Below are 21,574 nucleotides of genomic sequence, written 5' to 3'. Positions count from 1 at the left end.
CCGTTCACAAACAGTGCTGCCTGCCCAGCTCAGGCGTTTGGGCTCAGCCATATCTGACCGAAACTGTTGTTGATGCCCTGCGCACCGGGTGCGAAATTCTTGACCCGCTTGTTGGCAACGATCTGCGCGCCTGCCGCCACCAGATCGACGGAGACGACATCATCATGGATGATATGCTGGAACTTGTACCAGAGCTGCCGACGCTTGCCTTCATCCGGCTCGACGGCAGCGGCTTCAAGAACGGCATCGACCTCAGGGTTGGAGTAATGGCTGGCATTGGAGAACACCAGGCCGATCTTGAAGTTCTTCGACCAATAGGCGCGCTGTACGCCAAGCGTCGGGTCGAACGTATTGGACAAGGATTCGATGACCAGATCCCAGGCACGATCCGTGTAGACTGTCTTCAGGAAGGTGGCGAGATCGAGCTTCAGGATTTCGGCATCGATGCCGACGGCAACGAGCGACTGCTTGATGAAGTCGGCATAGGATGGCTGCAGGAATGAATTATAGGCAAGCCGCAGCTTGAAGCGCGTGCCATTGGCACCGCGCGGATAGCCGGCGTCGTCGAGCAGCTTGTTGGCAAGCTTGGGATCGTGTTCACGCGCCTTGATGCTCGGATCATACCATTTCGGCAATGCCGTGCTGATCGGGCTTGGAGAGACCTTTGCATAGCCGAAGAGGGCGATGTCCACGAGCTTCTGCAGGTCGATGGCATGAGCGATCGCCAGCCGCACATCCTTCTTCGTGAGAATCTCGTTCTCATAGTTGAAGAATAGCTGCTGCTGCGGCCCGGAATAGGCGTAGGTCGTTGTATCGACGACGAGGTTGGCATTGGCCTTCAACCGCTCGATGTCCGCCAGCGGCACGGGGTTCGCGCCAATGTCGATCTCTCCCGTCTCAAGTGCTGCGGCCCTTGCTGCCGGATCGAGGATGACGCGCAGGACCACCCGGTCGAGATAGGGTTTCGGGGCGTCCCAATAATTCGGGTTGCGATCGAAGATCAGATGGCTTCCAGGCACCCATTCCTTGAGGATGAAGGGACCGGTGCCGATCGTCTGGGCAAGGGTCGGCTGCTCTGTCGGCTTGAAGGTTTCATAGATATGCTTCGGCACGATCGGCGATTCCGAACTGCCGAGCGCGGAAATCAGGTAGGGTGCCGGCTTGGACAGAACGATGACGGCCGTCAGCGGATCGGGCGTTTCGACCGATGTCACGTTCTGAAACGTAATGCGCCCGCGCGGATGGGCTTCCTTGAGGCGAAAGATGGTGAATTTGACATCCTCGGAGGTGAAATCCTTGCCGTCGTGCCATTTCACGCCCTTGCGGAGCGCGAAGGTGTAGCGCAGACCATCATCGCTTACCGACCAGGACGTCGCCAGCAATGGAGCGGGATTGAGATTGTAATCGAAATCGAGCAGCCCCTCATTGATCTTCGGTCCGATCGCCTGACCTGTGCCGGAGGAGGTGTTGATCGCGATCAGAGCCGTCGGATCAGGATAGTAAGCCCAGGTCAGCGTTCCGCCGCTGACCGGTGTTTCAGCAGCGCTTGCCCCTGACGGAATGCCGCCAAAAGCGAGGCCTGCACCACCTAAGAGCAGCAATTGATTGAAGTGACGGCGATTGATCGACATTTGCTCGCTCCGAAATTTGGCGTTACCGGGCATGATGGCCCATCGCGAAAATCATCGTCACGAAAGCGTGAGATCCAAAGTTAGTTTTTCTAGCGCGCTGCGAAAGCAATCCTTCCCGCACCCAGATATTCGCGCATTTGCGGCGTGGAACGATGCAGGCACCTTCTCGGCTTACGATCGACGGAAATTATTTTCCCACAGCCGTGCAACGTTAGTCTATAAATTCTGTAGAGAATTAGCTGCGCGAACTGGCGTGCATCGCCTCACGGAACAAAAGGCGCAGCCGCATGACCGCTACCAAACGTCAGCTCCATCTCAATATCGGCATCAACACGACAGGTTATCTTGCCAATGCCTGGCGCTACCGCACCGGCGATCGCCATGACATCAACAACCCCGATTACTATCGCAGGCTGACGGAGCTGGCACATAAAGGGCTGTTCGATGCCGTTTTCTTCTCCGATCACCCCGCCTTGATAACCGATCCGAATGGCCGCCCCTTCCATACGATCGACCCGCTGATCCTGTGCACCGCGCTGGCGGCGCAAGTGCCTGACATCGGCTTTGTCGCGACCATGTCGTCCACCTACAACTCGCCTTATAATCTTGCCAGACGCACACAGTCCGCCGATATCATTTCGGGCGGGCGCATGATCATCAACATCGTGTCCTCCTTCAATCCGAATGTTGCTGCGAATTTCGGCGCGGAACCCTTGCCGCCGCGCAGCGAGCGTTATGCGAAGGCATCCGAATTCCTCGATGTCGCCAAGCGGCTCTGGTCGAGCTGGGACCCCGCCCGCGAAGGCGATATCCCCGAAAATCGCTTCTGGGATGCAGCAAGTGCGCAGGCGATCGATCATTCCGGCGATTATTTTACCGTGCAAGGTCCGCTGAACGTACCCGTCGGACCGCAGGGACATCCCGTGATCGCTCAGGCGGGCGCCTCCGACGGTGGCATTGATCTCGCGGCCCGCCATGGCGAGATCATCTACTGCAATGTTCTCTCGCGGCCGGCAGGCCGGGCCTTTGGCAGAAAGGTCAAAGAGCGGGCCGCAGCTTTAGGCCGGGATCCTTCCGGAATACGCATTGTTCCCGGCCTGGTGGCCATTATGGGAAAGAGCCGAGAGGAAGCCCTACGCAAGCATGAACTGTTTAGCGGTACCGGCTCCGAGGATGGGCTGATTGCCCGCTTCATTAGGGATAACGGCATCGACCCTGATGGTTTCGATCCCGATGCCGTTCTCGATCCGGAACGTTTCATCCCCGATCCAAACCGTATTGAGGCCGTCGGCATGGGGCTCGGCCTATCGGATCTTCTGTCCCACGAACAACTCACCGCACGTCAGGCAGTGCGCTGCTCCGAAGGCCACCATCGCCTCGTGCTTGGGACACCGGAAGAGGTCGCCGACGCCATCATAGATCTCTGGGCCGACGGTACGGTGGATGGCTATACGTTGCAGCCGCCACGCGCGCCCGACGATATCGAAGAATTCGTTGCCAACGTCATCCCCGTCCTTCAGGACCGCGGCGTCTACAGAACGGCCTACAAGGAAAATACGATGCGCGAGCGCTACGGCCTACCCTATCCATTCAATAAACTTTGATGATTTGGTCGCCCTTGAGGCAAGCCTCTGCAATATCGCAATGGTCTGAGAGATCAGATCTCGGGTGTGGGGAGTGCAAGCCGGAATCGAGCCCCCCGGGCTGCGTCCAACGCATCTCTGGCGCGGCGCGCGTGCAATATCGGGCACAAGGCTCCGTTATTGGGGAAGCTCAAGGCCAAAGAGACGCATTTCTTTTGCCTACTATGGCGACGGAAGAAAAAAGTGAACCCCAGAGAAACATATAGTGGAGCACAGACTTCCTAGAAAAAACATAAGGATACTTTAATTTGGCGTGACCTTGTTTCGGAGAGCATGATGAAGATCACAAGACGAGCGTTCACCGCAGCCGTAGCCAGTGCAATCGCGGCGCCGCTGGCAGATATTCGAATTGCCAAGGGGGCCGACAAGGTAGTGCGTATCGGCTATCAGAAATATGGAACGCTGGTGCTTCTCAAGGGCAAAGGAACGCTGGAAAAGAAACTCGAGGCGATCAACTACAGGGTTGAATGGGCCGAGTTTCCAGGTGGTCCTCAGCTCCTCGAAGCGTTGAACGCGGGGGCCGTCGATTTCGGATCGACAGGCGAAACGCCGCCGATTTTCGCCCAGGCCGCGAACGCTCCCCTGGTCTACATCGCACATGAGCCGCCTGCCCCGCGCGGCGAAGCCATACTTGTCCCGAAAGATAGTCCTATCAAAACCGTTGCAGACTTGAAGGGTAAAAAAGTCGCCTTCAATAAGGGCTCGAACGTCCATTATCTGCTCGTAAAGGCCCTTGAGGAAGCAGGCTTGATCTATGAGGATGTGGAGCCATCCTTTCTCGCACCAGCCGACGGCCGCGCAGCCTTCGAAAGGGGCGCGGTCGATGCGTGGGTCATCTGGGATCCCTTTCAAGCAGCGGCGGAAGTGGCGGTTGAGGCACGAGAGCTTCGAAACGGTGAGGGCATCGTTCCCAATCACCAGTTCTATCTCGGCACCAACGCTCTAGTCGACAATCACGCCAGAGCGGTTGATGTCCTGATCGAAGCGATCTCGGAGATTGACGCATGGACCAAGTCCGACACCGCGACTGCGGCTGCGGAACTATCACCATCGGTCGGCATCCCTGAACCTATCCTTGTCAAGGCACTAGAGCGTCAATCCTATGGCGTCAGCAGCCTCGATGACTCCGTTGTGGCACAACAGCAAGCCATCGCCGACGCCTTTTTCAAACTGAAGCTCATCCCTAAGAAGGTGACGGTCGCAGATGCTGTTCGCAAGCACAAGGCATAGCGCTGCTTCCAAGGCCCCCGATAATAGTGCAGCTCTTGACAGGATCAGAACCTGTGACCGTCTTAATCCCCTAAACAGAAATGATCTAACTGGTTGAGTTGATTTATCAAAGTCTGCGGGCCGTCCAGATTCGTCGGTCCGAGACACCGAGTCTTAACGGGGGAGCGCAATTCCCTTGTGCTTGGTCCTCGCGCGCAGAATCGAGCCGGTTGCTGACTCCGTGATGAACACCTCGCTGTTGCTCGACCCCCCAAAAGCAATATTGGTACAAGTCCTGCCGGCAGCGCTTTCGATAACACCGACGCATTCGCCGCTTGGCGCAAACATCAAGACGGCGCCAAGCGACGCATGAGCAACAAACAGGCTGCCGTCCTCGCTCATCGCGAGCCCGTCGGGACCGCTGGTGCCGAACATCTGGCAGAAGCGCCCGACCTTCGAGACCGATCCATCCCGCATCAAAGGTGCCCGCCAGACGGAATTATCGCGTGTCATCGCGACGAACAGCACCTTCTCGTCGGGACTAAGGACAAGGCCATTGGGGCTTGGTAGGTTGTCCATCAGGCAGTCGAGGCGGCCTCCCGGCGCCAAACGAAAGACGCGTCCGGTGGGCGAATGCAGTCCAGACTGGCCCTGGTCGGTAAAATAGATATCGCCGTTCGAGGCGATAGACAAATCATTCAGCCCCTTGAAAGCCTCGGAATTCCGATGCGCCAGAACTTCGCTGACCTTGCTGGTGTCGGGGTCGTACTGCAGTAATCCGCGACGATAATCGGCGACCAAGATGCGGCCGTCCTGATGCAATTTCAGGCCATTCGGTTGGCCGTCATATTCGGCAGCCAGCATCCATTCGCCCTTTGGCGAAATCCGGAAGATCCGGCCGTGCGGGATGTCGACGATGTAGAGATTGCCGTTGCTATCGAAGGCAGGGCCCTCGATGAAACAATCAACAGGGTGGCCCTGCTTGTTGGCATCGCCCCAGGCGGACCTGATCCCCGTCTTGCGGAATTCGTCCGGCATGGTCGTAAAAATTTCAGATGCAATCGCAGCAGGCGGATTAAAGAGAAACATCGTCACGCTCCGTAGAGACCCCGCGGCGGTGCTATTCCCGCCGCGGTTTGGTAAAGCTCATTTCAACCGCTTGGCTGCTTGCTCGGCGAAGCGATTGGTATATGTCTGCGTCAAGTCGATCTTGGCGTTCTTAACCTCGTCCGTATAGGCACTGACGATGTTGTAATTGATCTTGACGCTATCGGGGATCGTCATGCCGTCGGTGGAGAACATCTGTTTCGACGCGTCCATGATCGCGATATTCAGATCACGCTGGTTCGGGAGTTTCCAGGTATCGGGGAGTGCATCGACAATCTCGGCTGAGGGCTTGTCGTGGATAAAACGCAAGGTCGAAACGAAGGCGTCGACCAGACGCTGGATCGTCTCCGGGTTCTTGTCGACAACGTCCTTGGTGGCATAGAGGCAGGCGAATGGCGAGACCGGGCCGCCGAACGCCTTCACATTGCCTTCCGGTGTGCGTGCATCGAACAGCACTTTGACCGCCTTCTTCTGTTCGAGGATCGTGGCGACCGGGTCCCAGTAGATCAGCGCATCGACATTGCCCTGTTCCAGCGCCACCATGCCTGGCGTCCCGCTGCCGACTGCTATGATTTGCGCATCCGTCGGCTTCAGACCATTGCGCTGCATATAGTAGCGAATGGCCATATCGGTGCTGGAACCGGGTGTCGTGATGCCGATCTTCAGACCTTTGAGATCGGCGCCCGAATTGACCTTATCGGCGAGCGCTGAACGGACGGCCAGCGAATTGCCGGGGAGCGTGTTGAACTGCACGACGCATTCGACGAACTTGCCCTTCGCCTGCATCTGGATTGTGTGGTCGTAGGCACCGACGACCACATCGACCGAACCGCCGATCAGCGCCTGCAGCGCCTTCGAGCCGCCGGCCTTGAAATTTTCGACGGTGACGTTGAGACCCTGCTTCTTGAAGGCACCTGTTGCATCGGCCAGACCGACCGGCATGTAGCTCATGATTACCGAGCCGACGCCTAGGGAAATGTCTTTCTTTTCGGGTTCGGCGGCGCCCGCCTGCGCCAGTGACAACGACAGGGAAAGGCAGGCGGTAACGCTCAGGGCTGTAATACGTGATTTCATGTCCATTCTCCTCCTCAGAATAGAATTATGCTTCATGCTCGGGATGCGATACCGGTCTCCAAACCAGCAGACGCTTCTCGAGACGGTCGACGAGGCCGTCGAGGACGACGACGAAAAGTGACAGGATGACGAGACCTGCAAACACGCCTGTCGCATCCATGACGCCCTCCGCCTGGCCAATACGGTTGCCGAGGCCGTAGGACGATCCGAGATATTCGGCGACGACCGCACCGAGAACGGCCATGCCGACCGAGACGCGAAGCGACGAAAGGATAAAGCTGGTCGCCGACGGCAGGTAGACGTGGCGCAACAGGGCAAGCTTGCTTGCCTTCAAAAGCCTGGCATTGGCGAGCACGACCGGATTGACTTCGCGCACACCCTGGTAGGTGTTGAAGAAAGCAATAAACAGCACGATCATCACGCCGAGCGCCACTTTCGAGGCGAGCCCGATGCCGAACCAGATGACGAAGATCGGTGCGAGCAGCACGCGTGGGATGGCATTGAAGACCTTGATGAAGGGCTGGAAAATGTCCGAAGCGAATTTCGACAAACCGAGCCAAACGCCAAGAACGGTGCCACCCGTGATGCCGATGACGAAGGAAAGCACGGTCTCGAGCAGGGTAATGCCGAGATCGGTCCACAATTCCCGCGTCTGAACCCATTCGAAGACGCGCAGCACGATCGCGCTTGGCGCCGGAAAGAAGAACGGGTCGAGCAGCGCGCTACGCACACCTATTTCCCAAAGGCCAAGGAAGCCGACGATGATGATCACCTGGGCCAGAAGAACCTTGGCCTTATAGGGAAGCCGCATGGAACCGCCGACTGCACGTCGTGCGCCGGCCCTTGCGGACGTGTCACTGATTGACATAGCTTTTCTCCACTTCCTTGCCGAGCATGTCCCAAATCTGTCGGTACAGCCGCATAAATTCGTCGGTCGTCGCGAGCTGCGAGACATCTCTCGGACGGGGAAGATTGATCTCGACATCCCCGACGATTCGGCTGCCAGGACCGGCCGACATGACGACCACACGGTCCGCCAGTACGATCGCCTCCTCGAGATCATGGGTTATGAAGATCAGCGAGCGCCGGTCGGCTTGCCAGAGATCGAGAAGAATACGGTGCATCAGGCGCCGCGTATGGACATCGAGTGCCGAGAAAGGCTCGTCCATCAGGACTATCTTCGGCTCCATGATCAGCGTCTGTGCCATGGCGATGCGCTTGCGCTGCCCGCCCGACAATTGGTGCGGATAGCGCTTTTCGAAGCCCTTGAGCCCGACCTTTGCCATCCATTCACGGGCCCGCGCGCGAGCCTCATCCTTGGCGACACCTTGGAAGACCAGGCCGAGGCCGACATTGTCCTCGGCGGTTTTCCACGGCAGGATCGCCTCCTGCTGCAGCATGTATCCGCTGCGGGAATTCAGACCCTTCAGCCTCTCGCCAAAAATCTCGACATCGCCATTGGCGGCCTTCAACAATCCGGTGACGACATTAAGGATGGTGGATTTTCCGCAGCCCGTCGGTCCGACGACCGCGACGAACTCTGCATCCTTGACGGTCAGGTTCATCTCCGCGACCGCAGTGAAGGCGCCGAATTTGACGGCGACGTTTCTCAGTTCCACAGCCGAGGCTGATTGCATTGTCATGGGCTCCTCCCAATGGCGTGCCGCAGTCATCCGCGGCCAATCTCTCAACCCGATCCACGTTTCCCCTGTGCGGGATGATACGCCGCGCGCTACGCGGCGTATCAAAAATCATGCAAGCTTGCGCCTCGGCGCCGGCTCGTCGCGCTCGTCTTCGCGGCCGACACGACCATCGGCGACCATGCGGTCGATGTCGGCCTGGGCGTAGCCAAGCTCGCGCAGGAGCTCGAGGCTGTGTTCACCACAGCGCGGAATATCGAGGCGCAGACCAAGCCGCTCTCCGTTAAAATCGATGGGCAAGGTTGGAACCCTGGTCGGCGTGCCATTGGGCAGGACGACATCGACCATGCCGCCCGGCTCGCTGACATGGGGATCGTCGAACAGGTCCTGCGGCTTGGCGATCGGCGCAAACGGAAGGCCGATTTCTTCACAGCGCGCCAGTGCATCTTTCAGCGTCATGGCGGCAAAGATCGCCTTGATGTCGGGCATGAAGCCGGCCCGATGCAGGACACGATTGGCGTTCGTCTGCAGATCGGGATTGTCCAGGAACTTCTCCAGACCGAGGGCCTTGCAGAACGCCGCCCACTGGGTGTCGCTGACGACGCCGACGAAGATCTGCTCGCCGTCACCGGTATCGAACAGATCGTAGACGGCCCAGGCCGAGATACGTTCCGGCAGGGGGGCGGCGGGCTTTCCGGTGACTGCCATCTGCAACATGTGCTGGGCGACCAGAAACACGTTGTTTTCAAAGAGTGCACTGCGCACAAACTGACCCTTGGCCGTCTTCGATCGTTCGTGCAAGGCGGCGAGGATGGCGATAGCTCCAAACATGCCGCCCATGACATCATTGACCGAAGCGCCGGCGCGTAAGGGGCGCCCCGTAGGGCCGGTCATATAGGCAAGCCCGCCCATCATCTGGACCACTTCATCGAGGGCTGCTCGGTGCTCGTAGGGGCCGGACAGAAAACCCTTGAGCGAGCAATAGATCAGGCCGGGATTGCTTGCTCTCTGAGTCGCATAGCCGAAGCCGAGCTTGTCGAGCGCGCCGGGGCGGAAATTCTCGATCAACACATCCGCCTGGTCGATCAGCTTCTGGGCGACATCCTTGCCGTCCTTCGACTTCAGATCGAGGACAAGGCTGCGCTTGTTACGATTGAACGTTGGGAAAAAGCCTGCACCCGAGCCATTCAGACGGCGTGTATTGTCGCCGTTTGGGTAGGGCTCGATCTTGACCACATCAGCGCCGAGATCCGCCAAGATCATGCCGCAGCTCGGGCCCATGATCATGTGCGAGAACTCAACGACCTTGATGCCCGCAAGCGGCAGGCTGCTATTGTCGCGGAACGGCTGGTTCAAAAGCGCTCTCCCAAATTCTGTCAGATAGAATTACTTTCTATTAATGTGAAATCTGTCCTCGTCCTTTCTCATTGTCAAGAAAATTAGATGCTGCGCCGCAACCTGAGTGCCTGATGTCTGCCCTCAATCGCCCCAGCTCGGTTGAAAAAGATCAGATTCACCTGAGCAATTCCGCAATCGGCTTTATTCGTTTGAAAGCAAAGCACTACCGTGATGAGGCTCGTCTTCGAGCAACCGGATGCGCAAAATCCAATCAAAATCCGCTTGCCACAGGTTTGACGAAGCCTATATTTCCATCTAGTAGAACATGCTTCTATTTCTGGAGTTGGAGGAGATTCTAATGGAACCGGTGAACCGCGACATCATCGTCAGTGAAGTCGGACCGCGCGATGGGTTGCAGAGCATCAAGCGCATCATGCCAACGCAGACCAAGATCGCATGGATCAAGGCACTCGCCGCGTCCGGACTGTCCGAGATCGAGGTGGGGTCTTTCGTTTCGCCGAAGCTTCTTCCGCAAATGGCCGACTGCGCAGATATTGTCCAGGCGGCGATCGCGATTCCGGACCTGACGGTCCTGGCGCTCGTTCCTAATCTTCGCGGCGCCGAAAAGGCCTTTGCGGCCCACACGCACAAAATCACCATGCCGGTTTCCGCCTCTCAGGCGCATAGCAAGGCCAATATCAACCGCACTGTCGAGGAAGCGGTCGAGGATGTCGCACGCGTCAATCGCCTTCGTCACGAGCAACCGGATGGCTACAGGCCGGGCATCGAGGTCGGGATTTCAACTGCCTTCGGTTGCACGATGGAAGGCCCGATTTCGGAAGACTGGGTCATCAGGCTTGCCGGCATGCTTGCCGAAGCAGGTGCAGACACGATTGGCCTGTCCGACACGACGGGATATGGCAATCCGACGCAGGTGAAGCGGCTGTTCAAGCGGCTGAAGAGCGAAATTGGCGAAAAGGCCGGTGGCGCGCATTTTCATAACACCCGCGGTCAGGGTCTCGGCAATGTCGTGGCGGCGCTCGAAGTCGGTGTTACCACCTTCGATTCCTCCCAGGCCGGCCTGGGTGGATGTCCCTATGCACCGGGCGCCACCGGCAATATCGTAACGGAAGACCTTGTGTTCATGCTCGAGGCCATGGGTCTCAAAACCGGCATCGACATCGACACGTTGATCGCCGCGCGTCCGGTCATTCTGTCCGGCCTGCCAGGCGAGGCGCTCTACGGCCATGTCCAGGACGCGGGCCTGCCCAAGGGCTTCCACTACGCCTGAGTGGTGCTTCCACTCTCGATCTGACATTTTCGATCCGTCCGCGCGCTCCTCGACATCAACTATGGTGAGAACCAGAAGGCCGCTATCGGATGGGTGATCGAATTGATGTTTGCGATGCTTGCTGGCGCGCTCGGCATCATTCCGCTACGGGGTATGGGTGCATGAACAACGAGATCGACTGGGTTGAGGAACAAGACGGTGGCTTCATCAAACTTGTTGGGCCTATCTTTCATCAAACGACTTCCGACGGGAACGGAAGGTTCCGCTTTCATGCCGAGGCCAAGCACAAAAACCGCGCCAGCTACGTCCAGGGTGGGATGTTGATGACGCTCGCGGATCGTGCGATGGGCAAGACTGCCCGACAGGGCGATCCGACCCGTGCTCAGGCCACCGTGCAGTTCGACATGCAGTTCCTCGAACCGGTCAAGATCGGCGAAACTGTCGATATCAGTTGCACAGTGGTGCGAGAAACCCGTCAGCTCGTCTTCATGCGGGGGGAACTGTTCGTTGAGGATCGACATGTCGCGAGCGCCCACGGGGTGTGGAAAATCATCACACGCCGCTGATACGGCTTCTGCGGCCCTCTCTCCCGGTGTCATCGCGCACCGAATACACTATATGGATTCGCAAGGCGCACCGGCGAAAGCAAATGTGCATGAAGAGTTTACAAAGGGTGGAGGGGTTTGATGGCCGGGCAGAAAGAACAGCGTGTGGAAGCCGTCGAACGCGCGCTATCCATTCTCGACGCATTCGATGATGCGGATCCAAGACTAACCCTGAACGAGCTCGCCCAAAGAACAGGCCTTTATCCCAGCACGATCTTGCGGCTCGCCGCCTCGCTTGAACGTTTCGGATATCTGTTTCGGGAGGCTGACGGCCGCTTTCGGCTAGGATCATCGCTCTACCGCCTCGGCAATCAGTACCAGCGCGCCTTCAACCTCGCCGACTATGTCCGGCCGACGCTCAGGGAGCTTGTCGACAGCACGCAAGAAACCGCTGCCTTTTACATCAAGGATGGCGACCGGCGTATTTGCCTTTACCGGCACCACGCCGAACGGATCTTCCGGCACTACTTGGAAGAAGGTGCGGCCCTGCCGCTGGACAAAGGCGCCACCGCCCGCATCCTTGTCGCGTTTTCGGGTGAGCCCGGACCATTTTACGACGATATCAGGAATAAAGGCTATTACATCTCACTCGGGGAACGAGATCCGGATACCGGGGCGATCGGTGTGCCTGTGTTCGGAGTTGGTAATGCGCTGGTTGGGGCCATCGGCCTTACCGTCCAGATGCAAAGGTTCACGCCAGACGCCCAATCCTCCCATCTTAGCGTATTGACGCAAGCTGCCGCCGAGCTCTCCCGTAAGCTAGGCGCACACGAGCCGTTAGTTCGCTCAGCGCGCCGATAAGCTTGCTGGATATCCTTGAGTGCAGACGGTTCACCGGGCGTAGCTCTTGAAAGAAAATCGAACGTGCAACTCAGCGGATTATGCACGATGCTCCGTTATCAACGGCCGATGTGAGGACGCAAAGCAATCGTCCCTCGCTCGGCTGCGACTCCACTCTTTTAAAGACGACAACCCATAGCCAAAAGATGAGATCCGTTGATGTGATGAGATCTGAACCTGTGACCTCCTCAGAAAAAACGCCTGCAAATCAATTGCATCGGAGCAGACAAAATAACAACTTCTTGATTCGCAAGGGGATTCTTTCGATCTTTCTAACCGAATCTACTGGCGCGCCATTGATTATATCTGCGACAATGTTGACGCCAAAGTGATCGACCAGTCGTCACTCGTGGCCGGTTTCGCAGATGTCAGGATTGCCGCCCATCCTGTTTGCAGGCTGGTCCCCTGCGGCTCACAGTTTCAGGAAAAACCGTCCCACGACGCGAACTGGATAGCCGCAACTCAATCTTTCTGGCATGAATAATCTTCGAATGCTTTCCATACGTAGATCCGCTACCATCCATCCTCGGGCCGGTTGCCAATTTTTCAAGCTCGTACTCGCCACCCCTGCGAATATGCAGAGGGCACACGGCAACCTGCCCGGCGTATTCTTTCCTCACCCGGCAGTTCGGCATCAGGCCACCACCGACGGGTTCAGATTGGCGTGCGTGTATCATGCTGAAGGCGGTCGCCGTAATTCTGCGCAGTGGGTGCTGGTCCGCATGCAATGCCGCACCAAGAGTCCATGACCGAAAGCCGAGGGCCGGTCGGCCTTCGGGCGTTAGCTTTCAAGAAGCATCAAAGAACACTTTATCCTCGTCCTCAGCTTTGCTTGCTGGGGGCTGTACGTGGTTCAATAGCGTAAACAACGCTTGCAGCCCAACCACTATGACGGCCATGACAAGATAACCATTGATGGCTTCTGCTGCCGACACGATTCGGCCTTTTGTATTGATCGGAGAAAAATCACCATATCCTAGTGTTGTCCATGTAACGACGGAGAGGTAAAGCGTGTCGATTAAATTATTTGAAATAATATCTGAGTGCTTATCCCAGTCAGAACCAACTCTTATTCCAAACTCGGCGAACAGTTTTGCGTAGCACAGTAGACATGTCGCCACATCTAGGAAAATAATTATTAGCAGAGAGACATGTCCGGAAAATCCATAGAACTTTTTCCTGCCGGTTATAAGATTGTACAGGCTTTTCAACATCGATATGTTGGAAAAAACTACCGCCGAGGCGTAGATGACAAACGCGTATGGATTTGCTTGCAAATCGATCATCAGTATTCCGACAGCAGGGAGCAATCTGAGCACGACTCTCAAGAAAATCCATTCCACGGATCGCCGATGCAATCGAATTATCCAGGAAAGATAAACGATAGTGATTGATATAGTGATGGCATAAAATACAATCGTCTGCGCGGATATCGGCACATTGTTTTGACAAATTAGTAAAATCAAAGCAACATTGGCCGGAATTAGGATAATCGGCGCATAGAAGAGCGGCCCTGCGTAACCAAAATATGCTACGGCGATAGCTAGCGTAAAGAACATTACTTCGCCCAAGGCGTCGCTTGTGGACATGACGTCACTCATATGTTGCTCCCTTCGGCGCAGTCGTCTGCACACGGCAACTATGCCGTGAGGTAGAGCAATTGTCGAGGTTGCGGCACCGCCGGACGTTCATCCCTCATTTGGCATATGACGCCGCGCGCCGCCGGCGCATCAGTGGCGTCGATTATACAGACGGTCGCCCCTTCGGTGCCTGGCGATCTGAACACTCGCCCTGATCGCGATCGTGGCTACAGCAGTGCCGATTCCGCCCCAAAGCAATCGGCCACTTCGTTGGCTTTTCTCCCACTGTTGTTTTGCATTTAATCGGGGTCTTCCTCACTCTGTGTGGTTAACAAATCATTAGTAGTGACGCCGGTATGGGCTGGCATGCGAGCGAAATCGAAATGGGCGCCCGGTCCGTTGATCTGAACCTGATCTGAACCCTTCAAACTGGACCAGTTTTGGTTAGAGTTTTCCGGTGCATTTTCCTGGCTGGGGAAAGGAACGGAAGACGATGAAGGCATCGCAGTTTTCGGACGCGCAGAAGGCGTTCATTTTGAAGCAGGGTGATGAAGGTGTGCCGGTGGCGGAGATCTGCCGGAAGGCAGGGATTAGCCAGGCGACCTATTTCAATTGGAGGAAGAAGTACGCCGGCATGCTGCCGCCGGAGATGAAGAAGCTGAAGCAGCTCGAGGACGAGAATGCGCGGCTTAAGAAGATCGTCGCGGATCTGACATTGGATCGGGAGATGTTACAGGACGTCATCCGGCGAAAGCTGTAAGGCCTGCTCGGAAGCGCGAGGTGGTGAAGGCTATGTGCCGCGATTGGGCGATCTCGATCCGGCGTGCCTGTGGGGCGCTGAACTTCGATCGTTCGACCTACCACTACACCTCTCGCCGTGCCGATCAGGCCGCTCTGGAACGTCGCATTCGCGAGATTTGCGAGATCCGTGTGCGTTACGGCTATCGCCGCGTGCATGTGCTGCTGGAACGCGAGGGTTGGGGCACGAACATCAAACGAACCTACCGCATTTACAGAGACTTGGGCCTGCAGTTGAGGAACAAGACACCGAAGCGAAGGGTGAAAGCCAAGCTTAGGGAAGATCGGCAAATGGCCACCGGACCGAACGACGTCTGGGCGATGGACTTCGTTCACGACCAACTCGCCACCGGGAAGAAGCTGCGGGTACTGACGGTGGTCGACACCTTCTCGCGCTACGCGCTGGTACTTGATCCGCGTCACAGCTATCGAGGTGAAGATGTCGTGCAAACCTTGGAACGAGTATGCCGGAAAGTTGGCTATCCCAAGACGATCCGTGTTGATCAGGGAACGGAGTTCGTGTCCCGCGATCTCGACCTGTGGGCCTATGCCAAGGGCGTAGCCCTGGACTTCTCACGACCAGGCAAGCCGACCGATAACGCCTTTATTGAAGCGTTCAACGGCCGCTTCCGTGCCGAATGTCTGAACCAGCACTGGTTCCTAACCCTTGCGGATGCCCGCGAAAAGATGGAGGATTGGCGTCGATACTACAATGAGGAAAGACCTCATGGTGCGATCGGCAACAAGGTGCCGATCTCGTTGGTAAATTCGGGAGGCGCAACCAGCCCGCCTTCCTGAAACAAGCCGGAAAACTCTAGTCTCCGGTGGTCCAATGTTTGGGAGCGGATCAAAAGCCGCCGAGGCTCTAATCGCCGTTGGATGAAGTTCAGTGGCAGATCAGTTATTCCGAATTAGGTGGCCGAAGCTCTTGTGGAATGATATCTGGATATTCGGCATGAATAGAGTCTGCTATTTCAATTAATTCAGCCATCGAGCCGCCTATCTTCCGGATGAGTGTTTTCGCTTCCGCCGCCTCACAATTATTTTTTATATAGCTTGCAATTGCATTTAAATTGCCCATGGCACCCATTATCATACCGTCAATTCTTGTGGCGACGATCTTCTCCATATTTCCTCTCCGACGAGCCCTATACTATTAGAAATGTCTATCCCATTGCGGCCAACCAGAATTGCCACCGGAAGCGGACAGGCATCGCTGAAACGCTATACCGTGATCCGGCGTAGGCAAAGCTCGAAGCAACGATCAATACAGTCTCGTTTACTGTTGCACGGCGCCAAACCGTTGGGATCTTTGTTGAAAACTAGCTCGCCATCTGCGTATTCGTATAAAGTGCTTATGACCCGTCGCTGCTCTCCGATTGGGTCTCGTGAGGCGTCATGAGAAAGGCCCCGATGGCACCTTCGAAGTCAACAACGCGTTCACTCGTCCGACCGAGTTCGAGAGGAACCGTTTTTTGATAGCGACTTATAATATTCATTAAGAGCCACTTGTTAAGCATTTACTAATGTGTATATTGGTTGCATTAATCTCATAAACTTTAAAGGAATGGTAGCATGCAGCCTGCTGATTTCCTTTTGTTCGACACCGATACCATCCACGGCTACAACCCCCAGTACCGCGACACGGGTGCCGGTGTTAGATTCGACGCTTTTGAAATGCATGCCGTGCACCCAAGGCCGACGCGATTCCACTTCGAACAAGTTCCCGGCACGACGCTTCTCGATCATCAAGGCCATATTATTCCACAGAATAACTACGGTCCAAGATTGCTGGCGATAGCAACCCAGATTGATAATGACCTGCGTGGCGCCCACGGTCCGTACAATCTGACCAATGCCAATGCCCGGCTCATCCATCACTTTCCAACTTTGAATTTTCAAACAGTTACGACCTACATCCAAAACCGTTTGATGACGGCAGGTGGTGCGGCTGCGACAATCTTTGTTGATCCTGCCGGCAATGATGTTGAAGAACGATTGGGCGGCTATTTCTCGGTCATCAACTGGAATCCGGTCAATATCTGCCGCGCCCCGAGCGATAACCATCGCAATAATTACCCGGGTAACGGTCCCGACAACGTGGTCGCTCTCAAGCTTCTGACCGACCAACTCAATGCAGGCATTACACTAGACGCCAATTACGAGGCTTTCCTGCGAGCCAATATCGTCAATCTCCTAGGCAATATTGATGACTTCATCGCTGCCTGCAATGCCAGCCTCGCCAATACCCCAGTTGGATTTTACAAATTCAACTGGGGCAACGTACTCGCCCCCGCCTTCTGATACCCGCCGTCGATAAATCCACCTAGCCTCAATTGATCAATCGAACCGCAACCAGGAGACGTATCATGCCTGATGAACCGGACTATAATGCAAAGCTCTATGAAAAACTTTATTCAAAGCTCGCCATTGCGTTGGGTATGGGCAGCAAGACGCGCGACGGCGGATACATGATCGGCGAGTCGCTGCTATCGATCTACAATCCGGGACAATACCTGCCTGTTGGGCTTAGCCCCGATACATCGCCCCTGGACAACCAGGAAATCTCTCAGATCTTCGACACATCGCCCATGTTCGATTTCACCTATGCGCCTAGCTCGTTGACCGTATCGAACGCCTACAAGAGCGTGTTGGACTACAAGCTGTTCCCGATAGCGGATCTGTCGAAATCTGAGAAGGAAAAGCTCGAGAACGCACGCAAGAGTTACGCGGCACTCAAAGAGGCATGCGATCAAGCCATGTATGCCTACTGGGACGCATGCGATGCGCTCGACGAAGCCCAGGCCAGCTATGACAATAAGACCGGCCCAGCACCATCCAGGCGGTTGAAGGGCGCGGTTGAGGACGCGATGAACAAATGGATTGCTGCCGGCAAAGTCCAGCAGGAGACCAATCTCGCCATCATCCAACAGCTGGAAGGACGCGATGGCTCCGCGTTCTGGCAAGAGCTTGATCAGCGATGGGCCAGCAACCAGGGGAAATTACCGTCAGGCATGGAGTTTCCGCCGGCTGTCCTGGCGCCGTCCTACAAAAACTGGTTCAAAGCCGAAGGTTGGACGAAGTTCAGCTTCAACCAAACGGATATGGATAACCAGAAAAACTCGAGCGCCCTTGGCGTCGCGGGCGCATTGGATGGCAAATTCGGCATTTTCACCATCTCAGGCTCCGGCGATTACACGAAAGAACAGAAATACGAAAAAATCGATCAAACGCAGCTGGACTTCACCTGCGAGTTGATGCGTGTCACAATCAATCGCCCCTGGATGAACCCGCTATTGTTCAATAGCCGGGCCTGGAAGTTCGACGCCGCCGCCCCGGCTGCGCAATATTCGAGTGGCGGCAGCATCGATAATATCATCATACCGAAGGGGCCATTCGTGTCTTTGCCCACGACCGCGATCCTGGCGCGCAACGTGAAAATCATCGGCAAGCTCACTAAGACTGAAGAAGAGATGGTAAGCACCGCGATCAATGGTCAGGCCAGCCTTGGCATCGGCCCATTCTCGATCACCGGGAGAGTGAGCTACAATGACAGGACCGAGAAGATCCGGGGATCGATCGCCGGCAATACGATCGAAATCGCCGACACGCAGATTATTGCGGCCATAAGTCAGATCCTGCCGCAGCTTCCCAACCCCGATCCGAACCTGCCTTGGCCGACATGAGCTAAGAGTAACTCAGATTGGTTGCATCCGCGAGGGGTCTGAACGCCTCTCGCGGCCGCCAATAGTAGACGTCGAGAAACCGTGAGAGGCTGCCATGTTCCGATCGACAACAGAGCAAGACGAAAAAGCCGAATTCGTTCAGCTTTATTCGAAAATGGCGCAATCGCTGGCGGTGTCTGGGGTCGTCGGACAGAACCCGTCCGGGCTGTTGGCGATTCAACTGCCCGGCGTGGTTGTCAAGCCAGGACTCGACCCCAAAGATCCCGAGACGGAATACTACGTCAGTAACTTTCTCAATCTGACACTCGAATGCGATTATGTGGCCACATCCAAGGCAGCATCGGTGTCGGACGTCTACAAACTAATCCTCGACGGCAAAGAACTTCCCCTGATAGATCTTTCTTCGGCAGAAAAAGAGAAACTGAAGCTGGCTCGTGATTATTTGCTCGATGCTGGCGGCAATCCGTCACCAGCCTATGTCGCCTATGACGACTACGCCTATCGGTTTTACACGGCACAAGACACGCTCGACACCGCCCAAGCAACGCACGACAACGGCGGACCGCCGGTCAGTGAAGCAATACGTGACGCCTATACCCAGGCAAGCACTGACTGGCAGACCAAGGGACATAAGAACGACATAGAAAACGCACTTGCCGTGGTCGAGCAGCTCGAGGGACGCGATCCTTTCCCGTATTGGCATTCGCTGGCTAAGCTTTACGGCGAACATACGCGCGCTCTACCGAACGGCAGCCGATTTCAAAGTGTCACGAGCTTTCCCCTCTACGAACATTGGTTCAATCAGGATCTCTGGACGCCATTCTCGTTCGATGAGAACGATTTTCTGCGACAACGTCGCTCCGGCGGCACAGGAATGCGTGGCAGCGCTTGCTGTTGCTGCCAAGGAGGCCATCAGTATTTCGACGCTGGTCTCGTGAGCCGTTCCCATCCCGTCGGCGGCCCCCCGTCCGGCTTCGGGCCGGGCTTTCATCTCAGCCGGCCGGTTCGATCCCCACGCCATAATATCAGCGATATCATCGCCGCCTGGCGTGATGCCTCGCCCGATACGGAAGAACCGCTGCCCCATGCTTACAGTCAAGGCGCGACAAAGCTCGAATGCTCGTTCAAGCGCATCAATATCATGCGCCCGTGGATGGACGCGAATGTCTTCTACAGCCGCCTGTGGCGCTGGTCGCCCCAAAGCATTGGCTGGGGTATTACCGTTTCCACCGGCGGCAATGTCGCCGGCAATCATACGGCAAGCGGTGTCATGCCGGTTTTACCGATGACGGCTTTGCTTGCCAAGGACGTCAAGGTCTCCATGGCTTCCTCGCCCGTTGCCGATTGGACTCAAAGGCAGCTTGCTGCTGGAAAGCGCCTGCGCTACGGGCCATTCATACTGGATAGCGTCGCGTCGGCTCCGGCTGGCACACGGCTATCGTCAGGCGCCCCGGCTGAATTTCAGTTCAGCGGAGCGCCGCAGATTTTTGGGTACATTTCCACTATTTTTCCGGAATGCCCCAACCCCGACCTCACGCTTCCGTGGCCGAGTTGACCACGAGCCTTGTCGAAAAGGGCACCTCATCAACAGGCCAGAAGTAAACATCGACGCGCAATGATATCTTGAGTTGCATCACGTCGGACAAACCTAAAGGAGGATCAAGATATGTCTGATTGGACAAATGTATATGTTCAGCCTGAAATTGGCGGAGATTATTTGCTAGAGGGTGGAACAGGTTCGGGCGGGCTTAGCGAATTTGCCTGCAGCGTCTTCAGCCCTAACGCTCTGCCGACTAAGGGAGCGAAGTATCTTATATCAGCTGTACCGGATGGAGGGATAGATCCAATGGATTGGGTTGCCGTGTGCAAGTTCGCGGGCACCGTGTCCCGATTTGATGAGAACTAAGGCGGATCCTGTCTTCGTACGAATACATGAACTCCCTCCTGGTAGTCCAAGTTTCTGTCCACACCCCTACTGGGTGAGATCGCGATACAAATGAACAGTCCCCCGCTCTTGAAGAGAATCGAACCGGCGACCCGTTGTTCCGACCGGGCGACAACCACAATTTATTGAATTTACGCTCAGTAATGGTCAAGGTTTGAACAGGCCCTTCGATAATCCAGCGCTGGCATGCAAAGATTTCACGCTTGCGAGGTTCCTGAACCCCAACGATTGACGCGCAAATACTCGCTCAACTCGCCCTTCACGATTTCTATAAATTCCATCATGTAAACGGGTTGCACGCGACCGCGTGGTATCAGGAGCGAAATCTGCGCCGGCTCCATGATACCAGGGCCAAGCGGTATCCACGCAAGCTTACCTTCGGAGACCTCCTTTTCCACGCCGAGCAACGAGAGGAAAGCGATACCTAGCCCGGCGCGAACGAGAGCCTTGAGAATACCGGGCCGCTCCGCTCGAGCGACGATGCGGCCAGGAGCCTGCTCTCCCTCAAAAATGTGCTTCAAGCCGCTATGCCGGAGCCAGTCATCGCCAGGTGCAATGAGCGCCCAGTCGGCAATATCAGCCCGTGTCACTAATTCCTTTCGGGATAACGGATGATCTGGGGCAGTGATAATCCCGATCGGATCGATAATCGAATATGCTCTTTCGGCACGGACATGGTCGCTGACGTCATAAGCGAGCACGAGATCCGCCTCTTTTGCCAGAAGCTCGTTGGTGATGCGCTGGTTGTCGCCTGAGATCAGCGTGTAATTCACGTGCGGGAAAGCGGCCTGCAGCTTCATCATTGCGTTCGGTAACAGGTCCTCGGTGAAAGTCTCCGCGGCAGCGATGCGGATCGTGCCACGCACACCGCCGCTGAGGCTGCCAATCTCTTGCCTGACCAGTGCCACCTCCCGGCTCCAGCGACGGATGTAACTTAGAAGGACACCTCCTGCTGCCGTGGGACGAATACCACGCGGCAGTCGCTCGAACAGTTCAGCACCAATCTCCCGTTCGAGTTGCAGGAGCTGGCGATTCATCGCTGAGGACGCGACGTTCAGACTTTCCGCTGCCTTTCGGATGGAGCCATGCCGGATCGCGGCATCGAAATGAACAAGCGAAGTTTTGAGAAGCGCCATGCCAACCTCCAAGTGAGCGAATTATTCGAGCAGAGAGCGCCAATAAATCTG

The 21,574-nt window shown here is 56.2% G+C and carries 18 protein-coding genes; 9 read left to right on the top strand and 9 right to left on the bottom strand.

Going from position 1 to position 21,574, the window contains the following annotated elements; translation table 11 throughout:
• Positions 1 to 29 precede the first annotated feature (29 nt).
• Positions 30 to 1,631: an ABC transporter substrate-binding protein gene (locus FP026_RS25975; RefSeq protein WP_149637464.1), complete on the bottom strand. Its 1,602-nt coding sequence runs from the start codon at positions 1,629 to 1,631 to the stop codon at positions 30 to 32.
• A 287-nt stretch (positions 1,632 to 1,918) separates the two neighbouring features.
• On the opposite strand from FP026_RS25975, the gene FP026_RS25970 reads away from it, so the two are divergent.
• Positions 1,919 to 3,235: an NtaA/DmoA family FMN-dependent monooxygenase gene (locus FP026_RS25970; RefSeq protein ID WP_149637463.1), complete on the top strand. Its 1,317-nt coding sequence runs from the start codon at positions 1,919 to 1,921 to the stop codon at positions 3,233 to 3,235.
• Between the two features lie 315 nt (positions 3,236 to 3,550).
• A complete protein-coding gene (locus FP026_RS25965; RefSeq protein WP_149637519.1) occupies positions 3,551 to 4,504 on the top strand; it encodes a sulfonate ABC transporter substrate-binding protein in 954 nt (317 codons plus the stop codon).
• Positions 4,505 to 4,657: 153 nt separating this feature from the next.
• Here FP026_RS25965 and FP026_RS25960 read toward each other — a convergent pair whose 3' ends face one another.
• The 5 genes from FP026_RS25960 to FP026_RS25940 form a co-directional block, all read right to left on the bottom strand.
• A complete protein-coding gene (locus FP026_RS25960) occupies positions 4,658 to 5,572 on the bottom strand; it encodes an SMP-30/gluconolactonase/LRE family protein (RefSeq protein ID WP_149637462.1) in 915 nt (304 codons plus the stop codon).
• Between the two features lie 57 nt (positions 5,573 to 5,629).
• Positions 5,630 to 6,664, bottom strand: a complete 1,035-nt coding sequence (locus FP026_RS25955; protein ID WP_149637461.1) for an ABC transporter substrate-binding protein — start codon at positions 6,662 to 6,664, stop codon at positions 5,630 to 5,632.
• 25 nt (positions 6,665 to 6,689) lie between these two features.
• Positions 6,690 to 7,475: an ABC transporter permease gene (locus FP026_RS25950; protein WP_149637518.1), complete on the bottom strand. Its 786-nt coding sequence runs from the start codon at positions 7,473 to 7,475 to the stop codon at positions 6,690 to 6,692.
• A gap of 43 nt (positions 7,476 to 7,518) precedes the next feature.
• A complete protein-coding gene (locus FP026_RS25945; protein WP_107339681.1) occupies positions 7,519 to 8,307 on the bottom strand; it encodes an ABC transporter ATP-binding protein in 789 nt (262 codons plus the stop codon).
• A gap of 108 nt (positions 8,308 to 8,415) precedes the next feature.
• Positions 8,416 to 9,660, bottom strand: coding sequence for a CaiB/BaiF CoA transferase family protein (locus tag FP026_RS25940; RefSeq protein ID WP_246665456.1), 1,245 nt, complete (start codon positions 9,658 to 9,660; stop codon positions 8,416 to 8,418).
• 340 nt (positions 9,661 to 10,000) lie between these two features.
• Here FP026_RS25940 and FP026_RS25935 point away from each other — a divergent pair, with 340 nt between their 5' ends.
• The 3 genes from FP026_RS25935 (at position 10,001) to FP026_RS25925 (ending at position 12,339) form a co-directional block, all read left to right on the top strand.
• Positions 10,001 to 10,933, top strand: a complete 933-nt coding sequence (locus tag FP026_RS25935; protein ID WP_149637460.1) for a hydroxymethylglutaryl-CoA lyase — start codon at positions 10,001 to 10,003, stop codon at positions 10,931 to 10,933.
• 161 nt (positions 10,934 to 11,094) lie between these two features.
• Positions 11,095 to 11,499 carry a PaaI family thioesterase gene (locus tag FP026_RS25930; RefSeq protein WP_149637459.1) on the top strand — a complete coding sequence of 135 codons (405 nt, stop codon included), beginning with the start codon at positions 11,095 to 11,097 and terminating at the stop codon, positions 11,497 to 11,499.
• A gap of 120 nt (positions 11,500 to 11,619) precedes the next feature.
• Complete coding sequence (locus FP026_RS25925) at positions 11,620 to 12,339, top strand: IclR family transcriptional regulator (RefSeq protein ID WP_149637458.1); 720 nt, start codon at positions 11,620 to 11,622, stop codon at positions 12,337 to 12,339.
• Between the two features lie 827 nt (positions 12,340 to 13,166).
• On the opposite strand, the gene FP026_RS25920 is transcribed toward FP026_RS25925, so the two are convergent.
• Complete coding sequence (locus FP026_RS25920; protein WP_149637457.1) at positions 13,167 to 13,979, bottom strand: potassium channel family protein; 813 nt, start codon at positions 13,977 to 13,979, stop codon at positions 13,167 to 13,169.
• 472 nt (positions 13,980 to 14,451) lie between these two features.
• Here FP026_RS25920 and FP026_RS25915 point away from each other — a divergent pair.
• A protein-coding gene (locus FP026_RS25915) for an IS3 family transposase (RefSeq protein ID WP_149637456.1) occupies positions 14,452 to 15,554 on the top strand; the annotation gives its coding sequence in 2 pieces (ribosomal slippage) (positions 14,452 to 14,713 and positions 14,713 to 15,554; 1,104 coding nt in all).
• 103 nt (positions 15,555 to 15,657) lie between these two features.
• Here the strand turns inward: FP026_RS25915 and FP026_RS25910 are convergent.
• Positions 15,658 to 15,885: a hypothetical protein gene (locus tag FP026_RS25910; RefSeq protein WP_149637455.1), complete on the bottom strand. Its 228-nt coding sequence runs from the start codon at positions 15,883 to 15,885 to the stop codon at positions 15,658 to 15,660.
• A gap of 446 nt (positions 15,886 to 16,331) precedes the next feature.
• Between FP026_RS25910 and FP026_RS25905 the strand changes: the two genes are divergently transcribed.
• The 3 genes from FP026_RS25905 to FP026_RS25895 all read left to right on the top strand — a co-directional run bounded on the left by FP026_RS25905 (position 16,332) and on the right by FP026_RS25895 (position 19,997).
• Positions 16,332 to 17,060, top strand: coding sequence for a hypothetical protein (locus FP026_RS25905; RefSeq protein ID WP_149637454.1), 729 nt, complete (start codon positions 16,332 to 16,334; stop codon positions 17,058 to 17,060).
• A 65-nt stretch (positions 17,061 to 17,125) separates the two neighbouring features.
• Entirely contained in the window at positions 17,126 to 18,442 is a 1,317-nt protein-coding gene (locus FP026_RS25900; protein ID WP_149637453.1) for a hypothetical protein, read from the top strand.
• Positions 18,443 to 18,536: 94 nt separating this feature from the next.
• Positions 18,537 to 19,997 carry a hypothetical protein gene (locus FP026_RS25895; RefSeq protein WP_149637452.1) on the top strand — a complete coding sequence of 487 codons (1,461 nt, stop codon included), beginning with the start codon at positions 18,537 to 18,539 and terminating at the stop codon, positions 19,995 to 19,997.
• 587 nt (positions 19,998 to 20,584) lie between these two features.
• Here FP026_RS25895 and FP026_RS25885 read toward each other — a convergent pair.
• The gene (locus FP026_RS25885) at positions 20,585 to 21,523 is read right to left on the bottom strand and encodes a LysR family transcriptional regulator (RefSeq protein ID WP_149637450.1); all 939 of its coding nucleotides are present in this window, start codon (positions 21,521 to 21,523) and stop codon (positions 20,585 to 20,587) included.
• Between the last annotated feature and the right edge of the window lie 51 nt (positions 21,524 to 21,574).

This window comes from Martinezella tropici (genome assembly GCF_008370325.1).
Lineage (GTDB): Bacteria > Pseudomonadota > Alphaproteobacteria > Rhizobiales > Rhizobiaceae > Rhizobium > Rhizobium tropici_B.
The sequence above is the reverse complement of the archived record's forward strand: the minus strand, read 5'-3'. Positions and strand labels throughout refer to the sequence as shown.